Origin of the sequence: Micromonospora humi, from assembly GCF_900090105.1 — a bacterium.
Taxonomy (GTDB): domain Bacteria; phylum Actinomycetota; class Actinomycetes; order Mycobacteriales; family Micromonosporaceae; genus Micromonospora; species Micromonospora humi.
On sequence record NZ_FMDM01000016.1, the window covers coordinates 40,136 to 52,234 of the forward strand.

9 protein-coding genes are annotated in these 12,099 nt (G+C 76.1%); 3 read left to right on the top strand and 6 right to left on the bottom strand.

All coding sequences use genetic code 11. From position 1 onward, the window contains the following. Positions 1 to 35 precede the first annotated feature (35 nt). Both hpt and GA0070213_RS31690 read right to left on the bottom strand, forming a co-directional pair. Complete coding sequence (gene hpt / locus GA0070213_RS25815; protein ID WP_091070183.1) at positions 36 to 611, bottom strand: hypoxanthine phosphoribosyltransferase; 576 nt, start codon at positions 609 to 611, stop codon at positions 36 to 38. Positions 612 to 710: 99 nt separating this feature from the next. Continuing rightward, entirely contained in the window at positions 711 to 848 is a 138-nt protein-coding gene (locus GA0070213_RS31690) for a hypothetical protein (RefSeq protein ID WP_172967895.1), read from the bottom strand. A 150-nt stretch (positions 849 to 998) separates the two neighbouring features. Here GA0070213_RS31690 and GA0070213_RS25820 point away from each other — a divergent pair, with 150 nt between their 5' ends. After that, the gene (locus tag GA0070213_RS25820) at positions 999 to 1,982 is read left to right on the top strand and encodes a GlxA family transcriptional regulator (RefSeq protein ID WP_091070185.1); all 984 of its coding nucleotides are present in this window, start codon (positions 999 to 1,001) and stop codon (positions 1,980 to 1,982) included. Positions 1,983 to 2,009: 27 nt separating this feature from the next. Here GA0070213_RS25820 and tilS read toward each other — a convergent pair whose 3' ends face one another. The 3 genes from tilS to dacB form a co-directional block, all read right to left on the bottom strand. Beyond that, positions 2,010 to 2,975: a tRNA lysidine(34) synthetase TilS gene (gene tilS, locus GA0070213_RS25825; protein WP_091070188.1), complete on the bottom strand. Its 966-nt coding sequence runs from the start codon at positions 2,973 to 2,975 to the stop codon at positions 2,010 to 2,012. Between the two features lie 79 nt (positions 2,976 to 3,054). Further along, positions 3,055 to 4,122, bottom strand: a complete 1,068-nt coding sequence (locus GA0070213_RS25830) for a zinc-dependent metalloprotease (protein ID WP_091070416.1) — start codon at positions 4,120 to 4,122, stop codon at positions 3,055 to 3,057. Positions 4,123 to 4,191: 69 nt separating this feature from the next. Beyond that, positions 4,192 to 5,682 carry a D-alanyl-D-alanine carboxypeptidase/D-alanyl-D-alanine endopeptidase gene (gene dacB / locus GA0070213_RS25835; RefSeq protein ID WP_425412863.1) on the bottom strand — a complete coding sequence of 497 codons (1,491 nt, stop codon included), beginning with the start codon at positions 5,680 to 5,682 and terminating at the stop codon, positions 4,192 to 4,194. A gap of 362 nt (positions 5,683 to 6,044) precedes the next feature. Here dacB and GA0070213_RS25840 point away from each other — a divergent pair, with 362 nt between their 5' ends. Then, positions 6,045 to 6,551 (top strand): inorganic diphosphatase, encoded by a 507-nt coding sequence (locus tag GA0070213_RS25840; RefSeq protein ID WP_091070192.1) that lies wholly within the window; start codon positions 6,045 to 6,047, stop codon positions 6,549 to 6,551. Positions 6,552 to 6,603: 52 nt separating this feature from the next. Here the strand turns inward: GA0070213_RS25840 and eccD are convergent, their stop codons facing one another. Beyond that, complete coding sequence (eccD, locus tag GA0070213_RS25845) at positions 6,604 to 7,986, bottom strand: type VII secretion integral membrane protein EccD (RefSeq protein ID WP_091070194.1); 1,383 nt, start codon at positions 7,984 to 7,986, stop codon at positions 6,604 to 6,606. Between the two features lie 101 nt (positions 7,987 to 8,087). Here eccD and eccCa point away from each other — a divergent pair, with 101 nt between their 5' ends. Then, complete coding sequence (eccCa, locus tag GA0070213_RS25850; RefSeq protein ID WP_091070197.1) at positions 8,088 to 12,044, top strand: type VII secretion protein EccCa; 3,957 nt, start codon at positions 8,088 to 8,090, stop codon at positions 12,042 to 12,044. Positions 12,045 to 12,099 lie beyond the last annotated feature (55 nt).

The following is a 12,099-nucleotide window of genomic DNA, read 5'->3' on the forward strand; positions in this document are numbered from 1 at the left end:
CGCTGAACGTCCGCTGACGAGCGGCCCGCCGGCGCTCAGGCGCGGGCGTAGACCTCGGGCTTGAGCACCCCGACGTACGGCAGCTCGCGGTAGCGCTCGCCGAAGTCGAGGCCGTAGCCGACGACGAACTCGGTGGGGATGTCGAAGCCGACGTACTTCACCGGGACCTGCACCTTGACCGCGTCCGGCTTGCGGAACAGGGCGACCACCTCGACGCTGGCCGCGGAGCGGGACTCGAGGTAGCGCAGCAGCCAGGAGAGGGTCAGGCCGGAGTCGACGATGTCCTCGACGACCACCACGTGCCGGCCGGCGATGTCGCGGTCCAGGTCCTTGAGGATGCGCACCACGCCGGACGAGGTGGTGCCCTGGCCGTACGAGGAGACGGCCATGAACTCCAGCTCGGCGGGCGGGCCCTGGCGGCCCAGCGCGCGGGCGAAGTCGGCCATGAACATGACCGCGCCCTTGAGCACGCAGACGAGCAGGAGACCGTCCTCGACGTGCGCGTAGTCCGCCGAGACCTGCTTGGCCAGCTCCGCCGTCTTCTCGCGGATCTGCGCCTCGGAGATGATCACGTGGTCGATGTCGGCGTCGTACCAGGAGCCGTCAGCCATGCTCCTAGCCTGCCGTACGCCGGATGGCCTCCGTCGGCGGGGCCGCCCCTTTTGGCGCGGTCCCGCCGGGGATTTTCGGCGCGAACGAAACAAATCACCTCAGCAGGTGCGGGAGCGCCAGCGCCGCCCGTCGTCGGTCGGCTTCCAGTCGGCCGAGTCGCGGGTGTCGGCGGTGAGCCCGAGGGCGCTGGCCCCGACGAGCAGGAGCAGGAAGAGCAGGAGCAGCAGAACGGTCATGGCGGCGCTCGCTTTCACATGGTTGAGACTGTTTTCGCCGCCGGTGCGCACCGGACACCACCAAGTCTGCGGCCCGCCGTCCGGTGCGGACAGTGGCAGAAATGCCAGCGGGCATCGATTTCCTGCCACTGCCCGGGTTACCCTCGTCACATGCTCCGCTCCGTAGCCGTCATCGCCCTGGACGACGTCGCCGCGTTCGAACTCGGCGTGGTGGCGGAGGTGTTCGGCACCGACCGCACCGTCGACGGGTTCCCCGGCTACCGCTTCGACGTCTGCACCGCCGACGGCGGCCCGGTCCGCAGCCGCTCCGGCTTCCTGCTCACCCCGACCGCCGACCTCGCCCCGGTCGACGACGCCGACCTGGTGGCGGTGCCGGCGCACTCGGGCGACACCGCCGTGCCCGAGCCCGTGCTGGCCGCGCTGCGCCGCGCCGCCGACCGGGGCGCCTGGCTGCTCAGCGTCTGCTCCGGCGCGTTCGTGCTGGGCCGGGCCGGGCTGCTCGACGGGCGTGACTGCACCACCCACTGGCGACACGTCGACGAACTCCAGGAGCAGTTCCCGACCGCCCGGGTCCACTGCAACTCGCTCTACGTGCAGGACGGCCGACTGCTGACCAGTGCCGGCACCGCCGCCGGGATCGACGCCTGCCTGCACCTGGTCCGCCAGGAGCACGGCTCGGCCGTGGCCACCCGGCTGGCCCGACGGATGGTGGTCCCGCCGCACCGCGACGGCGGCCAGGCCCAGTACGTCGAGGCGCCCATCCCGGCCGCGCCGGAGGCGCCCACCCTGGAACCGGTGCTGGAGTGGCTGATGGGGCACCTGGACCGCGCCGTGACAGTGGACGAGCTGGCCGCCCGGGCTCAGATGGCCCCGCGCACCTTCGCCCGCCGGTTCCGCGCCGAGACCGGCACCACGCCGCACGACTGGCTGACCAACCAGCGCGTGCTGCTGGCCCGCCGGCTGCTGGAGGACACCACGCTCAGCGTGGAGAACGTCGCGGACCGGGCCGGCTTCGGCGACGCGGCGACGCTGCGGCACCACTTCACCCGCCGGGTCGGCACCACACCGCAGGCCTACCGGACCACGTTCCGCGAGCGTGTCGACGCCCGACCGGCGCCCGTGCGAAGACGTTGAGCGGGGCCCCCGCCTCCACCGGAGGCGTCAGGCGGGGGCCCCGCCGTGCACCAGGCGGCCGGCGTGGCGGCGCACCGGCAGGCCGCCGGGCAGGTGCGCCGGGCCCTGCCCGCGCCAGTCGGTGACCAGGGCGTCGAGCGCCGCCACGTGCCGGTGGGACAGGTCGGCCGGCGCGGCGCCCAACTCCCGCGCCCAGGCGTGCAGCACCCGGGTACGGACCGCCGCCGGCAACGCGGCCAGCGCGGCCACCGAGAGCCCACCGCCGGCGTCCCGGACGTCGTCGAGCGCGGCGGCGGACAGCGTGTCCAGCGCCGCCACGTCGGCGGCGAGCAGGCGGGCGGTCCGGGCCAGGTTCGCCACCACGCCCGGCCCGAGCGCGTCGACCAGCGCCGGCAGCGCCTCGGCCCGGACCCGGGCCCGGGCGTACGCCGGGTCGGTGTTGTGCGGATCGGTCCACGCCGCCAGGCCGAGCGCGGCGCAGGCCGCCCGGGTGTCGCACCGCGCCACGTCGAGCAGCGGGCGCAGCAGCGGCACCCCGTCCAACTCCCGCCGCTCCGGCATCCCGGACAACCCGCGCGGGCCGGAACCGCGCGCCAGCGCGAGCAGTACCGTCTCCGCCTGGTCGTCCCGGGTGTGCCCGAGCAGCACCCCGGCCGCGTCGTGGCGCCGGGCGGCCGCGACCAGCGCCTCGTAGCGGGCCGTCCGCGCGGCCGCCTCCGGCCCCCCGGGCCGGCCGGCCACCCGTACCGCGACCACCTCGACCGGGTCGAACCCGGCCGCGCGCGCCCAGTCGGCGACCGCGGCGGCCCGGTCGGCGGAACCCGGTTGCAGGCCGTGGTCGACGGTCACCAGGCCGGCCGGACGGCCGAGCCGCGGCGCCACGAACACGGTGGCCGCGGCCAGGGCCAGCGAATCGGGGCCGCCGGAGCAGGCCACCAGCACAGGCCCGGCCCCGGGCAGCCCGGCCAGCAGCCGGCGTACGGCGAGCCGCACGGCGGCGACCGCCGGCGCCGGCGACGGCGTGGCCGGCGACCGCCCAGCCGGCGCGCCCGGTGGAGCCGACGCGCCGGGTTCAGCCGGCGGTCGGGGTGGCACCGGCCGGCCCGTGCACCCGGGACACCCAGGCCTCCGGGTCACCCAGCTCGTCGAGCCGGGGCAGGGTGAGCGGGGACGAGAAGATCTTGTTGAAGCCGGCCATGCCGACCCGCTCCACCACGCCGTGCACGAACTTGCGGCCCTCGGCGTACTGGCGCATCTTGACCTCGACGCCGAGCAGCCGCCGGATCGCCTTCTCCAGCGGGTTGCCGGACTCGCGCCGGCGGTTGAACGCCGCCCGGATCGACTCGACGCTGGGGATGACCGCCGGGCCGACGCCGTCCATCACGAACTCGGCGTGCCCCTCCAGCAGCGTCATCAGCGCGGTCAGCCGGTCCAGCACCGCGCGCTGCGCCGGGGTCTGCACGATGTCGAGCACGCTGGCGCGGCTGTCCGGGTCCTTGACCGCGTCGGAGAGCGTGGCCACCCCGCGGCGCAGGCGCTCCAACAGGTGCTCACCGCCCTGCGAGGCGTCCACGAAGGCCTGGACCTCGCCGAGGAAGTAGGCGCGCATCCACGGCACGGCGGTGAACTGGGTGCGGTGGGTGACCTCGTGCAGGCACACCCACAGCCGGAAGTCACGCGGGTCGGCGCCGAGCTTCCGCTCGACCTCGACGATGTTCGGGGCCACCAGCAGCAGTTGGCCGGGGTCGCCGGCGAAGACCTCGTACTGGCCGAGCACCCGGCCGGACAGGTAGGCCAGCACGGTGCCGGCCTGCACGCCGGTGAGCCGGGAGCCGATCGCCTCGGTGAACGCGCCCGGCCGCTTGTCCCCGGAGAGCCGCTCGACCAGCGGGGTGACCACCTCGCGCAGCCCGGCGATGTTCGCCGCCGCCCAGTCGCGGCGGTCGACCACGCGCACCGGCGGGTGGGCCACCTGGGCCCGCAGGCCGGTGTAGTCGGCCACGTGACCGGCGGCCTCCTCGGTCAGCCGGCGCAGGTCGCCGACCACGTCGGTGGCCTCGGTGTACGACACCCGAGGGCCCGACTTGCTCAGCGCCCCCGCGGTGGCGGCGGCCAGATCCCAGTCCACGAACTGCGCCATGAACCCACCGTACCCGCGCCGCGACACCCCCACCCGGGCTCGCGCCGGTCGATCGACGCCGGTCGGTGGTCAGCGGCAGCCGCAGCCGGCCAGCGCGGACGTGATCCGGTCGAGCGCCTGCCGGGTCTCGTCGAGCGAACCCTTCGTCCGGTCGGTCAGCACCGCGAACGTGAGCAGCCGGCCGTCGGCGGTGGTCACCGTGCCGGCGATGGCGTTCACCCCGCTCAGCGTGCCGGTCTTGGCCCGCACCACGCCGGCGCCCGTCCGGGTGGTGGCCGCCCGGTAACGCTCGTCGAGCGTGCCGGACCATCCGCCCACCGGCAGGCCGCCGAAGATCGCGGCCAGCTCGGGGTGACTCCCGTTCCCGGCGAGCGTGATCAGGTCGGTGAGCAGCGACGGGCTGATCCGGTTGGTGCGCGACAGCCCGCTGCCGTCGGCCAGACCGATCTCGCCGGCCGGCAGCCCCAGCGCGCCGAGCACCTCGTCGGTGGCGGCCGCGCCGCCGGCGAACGAGCCCGGCTTGCCCTTGGCCAGCGCCACCTGGCGGGCCATCGCCTCGGCGATCACGTTGTCACTGTCGCTGATCATGATGTCGACCAGCCGGATCACCGGCAGCGACTCGACAGTGCCCAGCTCGGCGCCGGGCGCACCCGCCGCCCCGGCCGCCGGTGCGGTCCCGCGCGTCACCTGGGCGGCGCTCCCAGCCAGCCCGAGCAGCTTCGCGAACTGCCGGCCGGCGGTCAGGTCCGGCTGGGGGACCCGGTCCGCGGCGTGGTTGGTCTCCTCGGCGGTGCGCCGGGCCCGCGCCGGGTCCTTCCGGGCGCCGTCGGTCATCAGGGCGGTGATCGCCGCGCCGAACCCGCCGGTGGGGATGTCCGCGTCCCACCCGGGCTCGAACACCGGACCGCTGAACAGCGACGAGTCGACGACCACCTTCGTCGGGGCGGTGCCGCCGAGCGCGGCACGCACCTGGGCGGCGAGGTCGTCCAGCCGGGCCGCCCCCGGGTAGAAGGCGTTCTTCCGGTCCACCGCCAGGGTGGGGTCACCGCCGCCGACCAGGACCACCTCGCCCGGGTTGGCGCCGGCCACCGCCCGGGTGGGGATCCGGTAGGCCGGGCCGCGCGCGGAGAGCACCGCGACGCCGGTGGCCAGCTTGGTCACCGAGGCGGGCACGGTCGGCGTGTCCGGCCCGCTGCCGTAGAGCGCCTGGCCGGTGGTCACGTCCGCCACCGACACGTTCACCCGGTCACCGAGCGCGGGAGCGCGCACCAACGGATCCAGGGCGGCGCGGATGCCGGCACCGGTGGGCAGCGGCGCATTGGTGTCCGGGCCGGCGAGCACCGCCGGCGGGGCGGGCTCGGGCGGGGCGGCGGCCGCGCCGGACGGGGTGCCCTCGCTGCCGAGCCAGCCCGCGACCGGGCCGGGACGGAGCACGGCCAACCCGGCCACGGCGAGGACCAGCACCAGCACCCCGGCGAGCGCCACGACCAGCCGGCCCCGGCGGCGCGGGCCGGCGGGCGGCGGCGGGACCGGCCCCGCCGGCGGGACCGGTGGGCTCACCGGGATCGGGGCCGGCCAGTTGCCGACGGTCGCCCGGCCGTCCGTACGGCCGACCCGGGCCGAACCGGCGGCGGGGGCACCGCGGTGGGTCAGGTTGGCGCCGGGAACGGACACCCGGCCGGCGGCGCCGGCGGAGCCGGAACCGGATCCGACGGACCGTCGCCCGTCAACCCCCTCGGGGCGGTAGTGTGAATCTTCCCTCCCCACGGCCCCCTCCTCCCCCGCTCGAATTCGCCTTGGGTGACACTACTTCGGTCCGAACACTATGCGGCGGCCGGAGCCGGCGGGGGGCGTTCCTCCCGCGCGGGTGGCCAGCCGCTGGGTTCCGTTAGCCAGCGTGGGCAGACGAGGGAGCGTGGAAGATGGATTTCGACGTCACGGTTGAGATCCCCAAGGGTCACCGCAACAAGTACGAGGTGGACCACGCGACCGGCCGGATCCGGCTGGACCGCACCCTCTTCACCTCCACGCAGTACCCCGCCGACTACGGCTTCATCGAGGGCACCTTGGGCGAGGACGGCGACCCGCTGGACGCGCTGGTGCTGGTGCCCGAGCCGACCTTCCCGGGCTGCCTGATCCGCTGCCGCACCATCGGCATGTTCCGGATGACCGACGAGAAGGGCGGCGACGACAAGGTCCTCTGCGTGCCCTACGAGGACCCGCGCCAGGAGCACCTGCGCGACATCCACCACCTCGGCGAGTTCGACCGGCTGGAGATCCAGCACTTCTTCGAGGTCTACAAGGACCTGGAGCCGGGCAAGTCGGTCGAGGGCGCGACCTGGGTGGGTCGGGTCGAGGCGGAGGCGGAGATCGTCAACTCGTACCGTCGGGCCAAGGAGGCCGCGGAGCGCGGCGAGACGCTGCACTGACGGTGGAACTTCCGGGCCCGGGTCGCACGTCGCGGCCCGGGCCTCGCCGTGTTCAGGCGAGCAGGCCACGCGCCCGGGCGTAGAGGTCGAGCACCGCGCAGGCCACCGGCACCACCGCGACCACCAGCGCGGTGTCGGTCAGGTCGGCCAGCCGGCCGAGGTACGGCGAGACCGGGCGGCGGGCGTACGTGGTGCCGGCGGTGACCGCCACCAGGGCCAGCGCCAGCCCGCCGACGACCAGCGCGAGCCGGCCGCCCGGCCCGGCCCGGCCCGCGAGCACGGCGCCGAGCAGGGCGTAACCGGCGAGCCCGGCGGTGATCGCCGGCACCCGGTGCCGGACCGCCACGAAGAGTCGGGAGCGCAGCAGCAGCACCGCACAGCCGACGGCGACCAGCAGCCGCCCGGCCGTCCCGCCGGTGGCGACGAGCACCGCGGCGGCGCCCACCGCCAGCACCGCGTGCCCGAGCAGCATCCCGGTCAGCACCTCCTCGGCCCGGGCCACCGCCGCGTGCACCCGCCCCCGATCGGGCAGGTCACGGGTGCCGGCCGGGGTGGGCAGGGTGAGCGGCGGCAGCGGCAGCTTGCCCACCCGGATGGCCAGCAGCGGCAGCCCGCCGAGGGCGAAGACCAGGACACCGAGCAGCACGGCGGCCGCGCCGGCCGGGTCGAGCGGCAACGCACCGAGGGCGGTCGCCGCGCCGGCGGCGCCGACCGTCACACCGGCCACCGGCACCCGGGACCGGTGCGCCACGCCGAGCAGGGCGAGCACCGCCGCCAGCAGCAGTGCGACCGAGCCGACGAGCAGCTCGGGGGCGCCGACCCAGCGCAGGCCGGGGATCGGGCCGACCGGGTCACCGGAGCCGACCGCGAGCGCGCCGGCCGCCGCCGCCCAGGGCAGCGCGTATCCGCCGAGGGTGGCGCCGGCCGGGCCGTCGGAGTAGGCGCGTGAGGCCGCGGTGGCGGCGAGCAGCAGGATCAGGGCGACCGCCGCGGCGACCGGCCAGCCACGCTCGCCGGGGCCGACCGAGAGCACCGCGACCAGCCCGACGGCCGACGGCACGCCGGCGCCGGCCAGCGCCGCTGTCCGGGTCGCTCCGGCCGACCAGGCGGCGCCCCGGCGGCGGGCCCCGTCGACGATCGCCTCGACCACGTCGTCGTACTCCAGCTCGGGCCACTCGGCGCGGGCCGGCACGAGGTGCAGCACCTCACCGTCGCGGACGCCCTGCGGCAGCAGCGCCTGGGCGGTGGCCAGCACCGCGCCGTCGGTGCGCCGCAGCACCCACCCGCCGTGCCGCTCACCGTCGTCGGCGAGCCCCTCCCCGGCGTGCCGGAGCACCTCCGGGAGCAGCTCGGCGAGGGGAACCTGCTCCGGCAGGGCCACGTCGACGCGGCGGCGGGGCGCGCTGATCGTGACCCGGGCGAGCCCGCTTGTCATCGACGTATCTCCATCATCGGGCCGGATCGGTGGGCTGACGGACGAGAGGACTTTACCTACTATGAGCCAGGCTCGGGTTACCGAGAGCCATGGGAGGCTCCGTGTCCACTGTCGTCATCAAGCGGCCGCCGCGCCGACCGGCCCCGGAGATCCCGGTCGGCGAGCTGCCCGTCGAGGCGCCGCCGGAGATCCCCGCGGCGGCCGGCGGGCGCTGGCAGCAGGCGCTGCTGGTGCTGCCGATGCTCGGCGGCACGGTGGCGATGGCGATGATGTTCGGCCGGGGCGGCGGTGCCTACTCGTACGTGGTGGGCGGAATGTTCGGGCTCTCCTCGCTGGCGATGCTGGTGACCACCTGGGGCAACGCCGGCCCGAAGAAGTCCGAGCTGATGGCCGCCCGCCGGGAGTACCTGCGGCACCTGGCCACGCTGCGCCGGAGGGTGCGGGAGACCGCCGGCGCCCAACGGGCCGGCCTGGCCTACCGCCACCCCGAGCCGGGGCGGCTCTGGTCCACGGTCGACAGCCACCGGGTGTGGGAGCGCCGGCCCGGCGACCCGGACTTCGCCGTGGTCCGGGTCGGCGTCGGCCCGCAGACGCTGGCCACCCCGCTGGTTCCGCCGGTGACCCGGCCGCTGGAGGAGCTGGAGCCGATGACCGCCGGGGCGCTGCGGCGCTTCCTGGACGCGTACTCGGTGGTGCCGGACCTGCCGGTGGCGCTGTCGCTGCGCAGCTTCGCCCGGGTCTTCGTGCGCGGCCCGGCCGGCACGGTGCGCGGGTCCGGCTCGCCGGCCGCGCAGGCGCTGGCCCGGGCGGTGCTCACCCAGCTCGCCGTCTTCCACGCCCCGGACGAGCTGCTGGTCGCGGTCTGCGCCGGGCCGGAGCGCCGGGACCGGTGGGAGTGGGTGAAGTGGCTGCCGCACGCCCACCATCCGACCCGCACCGACGCGCTCGGCCCGGTGCGGCTGGTCACCAGCTCCGCCGCCGACCTGGAACGGCTCCTCGGCGACGTGCTCGGCAGCCGGTCCCGGTTCAGCCCGCACGGCCCGGCGACCGACGGGCCGCACGTCGTGGTGGTGCTCGACGGCGGCGATCTGACCGGGGCGGCCGACCTGGCCGGCGACGGCGGCATCGACGCGGTCACCGTGCTCGACCTGGACACCCCGCCGCCCCGGCTGCTCGACCGCTACGCCCTGCTGCTCGACCTGGTCGACGGCCGGCTGCACTCGCACTCGTCGGAGGGGCACGCCGAGGTGGGCGCCGCGGACGCGCTGGCGCCGGCCGACGCGGAGGCGGTCGCCCGGCGGCTCGCGCCGCTGCGGCTCGCCGGCACGGTACGCGGACCGGACGCGCCGGCCGGCGCCGAACCGGGCCTGCCGGAGCTGCTCGGCCTCGGCGACCCGGACGGCTTCACCGCCGAGCAGGGCTGGGCGCCCCGCGCCGCCCGGGACCGGCTCCGAGTGCCGATCGGGGTGGGCGCCGACGGCGGGGCGATCGACCTCGACCTGAAGGAGTCGGCGCTGGACGGCATGGGCCCGCACGGGCTGCTGATCGGCGCCACCGGCTCGGGCAAGTCGGAGCTGCTCCGCACGCTGGTGCTCGGGCTGGCCGCCACGCACAGCTCGGAGCAGCTCAACTTCGTGCTCGTCGACTTCAAGGGCGGCGCCACCTTCGCGCCGTTCGAGCGGTTGCCGCACACCGCCGCCGTGATCACCAACCTGGCCGACGCGCTGCCCCTGGTCGACCGGATGGTCGACGCGATCAACGGCGAGCTGATGCGCCGGCAGGAGCTGCTGCGCCGGGCGGGCACCTTCGCGAGCGTCCGCGACTACGAGCGGGCCCGCGCGGCCGGCAGCCCGCTCGCCCCGCTGCCGTCGCTGCTGCTGATCTGCGACGAGTTCTCCGAGCTGCTCTCCGCCAAGCCCGACTTCATCGACCTCTTCGTGCAGATCGGCCGGCTGGGCCGGTCGCTCGGGGTGCACCTGCTGCTGGCCAGCCAGCGGCTGGAGGAGGGGCGGCTGCGCGGGCTGGACACCCACCTGTCGTACCGGATCGGGTTGCGCACGTTCTCGGCGCTGGAGTCCCGGACGGTGCTCGGCGTGCCGGACGCGCACGAGCTGCCCCGCAGCCCGGGGCACGGCTACCTGCGCTCCGGCACCGACCCGCTGGTCCGCTTCAAGGCCGCGTACGTCTCCGGGGCGGTCCGTCGCCGCACCGGCCCGGCGGGCGCCGCCGGTGGCGGCGCGGCGCGGGTGCTCGCGTTCTCCACCCACCTGGCCCCGGTGCCCCGGCCGACCACGCCGGCCGCCCTCCCGGTCGAGGAGGAGACCGGCGAGACGCTGCTCGACCTGGTGGTCGACCGCCTCGCCGGGCAGGGCCCGCCGGCGCACCGGGTGTGGCTGCCCCCGCTGGACGCCTCACCCACGCTCGACGAACTGCTCGGCCCGGTCGGCGCCGACCCGGTCCGTGGGCTCACCGTGGCCAATCCCGAGCTGCACGGCGCGTTGCAGGTGCCGGTGGCCGTGGTGGACAAGCCGTTCGAGCAGCGGCGGGACCTGCTGTGGCTGGCCCTGGACGGCGCGGCCGGGCACGTGGCGGTGGTCGGCACCACCCGCAGCGGTCGGTCCGGGCTGCTGCGCGCGCTGATCTGCGCGCTGGCGCTCACCCACACGCCGGCCGAGGTGCAGGTCTACTGCCTCGACCTCGGTGGCGGGACGCTCGGGGCGCTGCGCGACCTGCCGCACGTCGGCGGCGTCAGCGGGCGGACCGACGGCACCGCGGTCCGCCGTACCGTCGGCGAGGTCGCCGGCCTGCTCGCCGAGCGGGAGCGGCGATTCACCGAGGCCGGGGTGGAGTCGATGGCGGCGTGGCGCCGGCGGCGGGCCGCGACCCCGGCGGGCGGCGCGGCCGGGGCCGACCCGTTCGGCGACGTGTTCCTGGTCGTCGACGGCTGGAACACGCTGCGCGGCGAGTACGAGGATCTGGAACCGCTGGTCACCGAGCTGGCCACCCGGGGCCTGGCGTACGGGGTGCACGTGGTGGCGAGCGCGCTGCGCTGGTCGGACTTCCGGCCGGCGATCCGCGACCTGTTCGGCTCCCGGCTGGAGCTGCGCCTCGGTGACCCGTCCGACTCGGTGGTGGTCAAGCGCGCGCTGGCGGCAACGGTCCCGGAGGAGCGGCCGGGGCGCGGGATCACCGCCGGCGGGCTGCACTTCCTCACCGCGCAGTCCCGGGTGGCCGCCCTGGGCGGCGAGACCGCCGACCTGGTCAAGGCGGTGGCCGGCGGGTGGACCGGCCCGGTGGCGCCCCGGGTGCGGCTGCTCCCGCCGGTGCTGCCCTACGCCGAGCTGGACCAGACCGCGACCACAGGGCTGGCGTTCCCGGTCGGGGTGGCGGAGGCGGACCTGTCCCCGGTGGTGCTCGACTTCGCCACCGAGCCGAACTTCGTGGTCTTCGGCGACGCCGAGTGCGGCAAGTCGTCGTTCCTGCGCGCGCTGGCCACCTCGATCGTCGGTCGGTTCACCCCGGAGCAGGCCCGGGTGATCCTGGTCGACTACCGGCGCAGCCTGATGGGCACGATCGAGACCCCGCACCTGATCGGCTACGGCACGGCCGCGCCGCACACCACCGAGCTGGTCGAGTCGGCGGCCGGCTACCTGCAGGGGCGACAGCCCGGCCCCGAGGTGACCCCGGCCGAGCTGCGGACCCGCTCCTGGTGGACCGGGCCGGAGCTGTTCGTGCTGGTGGACGACTACGACCTGGTGGCCGGCGGGCCGACGAACCCGTTGCGCGCGCTGGAGGAGCACCTCCCGCACGCCCGGGACGTCGGCCTGCACCTGGTGCTGGCGCGGCGCTCGGGCGGTGCCGGCCGGACCGCGTACGAGCCGATCATCCAGCGGTTGCGGGAGTTGTCCACGGCCGGGCTGGTGATGTCGGGTGGCCCGGAGGAGGGGCCGCTCGTCGGTCAGGTGAAGGCCGGGCCGCTGCCCCCGGGCCGGGCGCGTCTGGTCACCCGCCGTGAGGGCGTACGTCTGGTGCAGTTGGCTCATCTCCCGCCCGGATGACCGGGTACGCGGAGTTGCCCCGTGACGGCCGGGACAACCGGTAATCTCCGAGCAG

Bases quoted from the DNA above. Each gene is read 5' to 3' on its own strand.
- GA0070213_RS25830 (WP_091070416.1), bottom strand. From the start codon at position 4,122: ATGGCGCAGTTCGTGGACTGGGATCTGGCCGCCGCCACCGCGGGGGCG.
- eccD (WP_091070194.1), bottom strand. From the start codon at position 7,986: ATGACAAGCGGGCTCGCCCGGGTCACGATCAGCGCGCCCCGCCGCCGC.
- GA0070213_RS25840 (WP_091070192.1), top strand. From the start codon at position 6,045: ATGGATTTCGACGTCACGGTTGAGATCCCCAAGGGTCACCGCAACAAG.
- GA0070213_RS25820 (WP_091070185.1), top strand. From the start codon at position 999: ATGCTCCGCTCCGTAGCCGTCATCGCCCTGGACGACGTCGCCGCGTTC.
- hpt (WP_091070183.1), bottom strand. From the start codon at position 611: ATGGCTGACGGCTCCTGGTACGACGCCGACATCGACCACGTGATCATC.
- GA0070213_RS31690 (WP_172967895.1), bottom strand. From the start codon at position 848: ATGACCGTTCTGCTGCTCCTGCTCTTCCTGCTCCTGCTCGTCGGGGCC.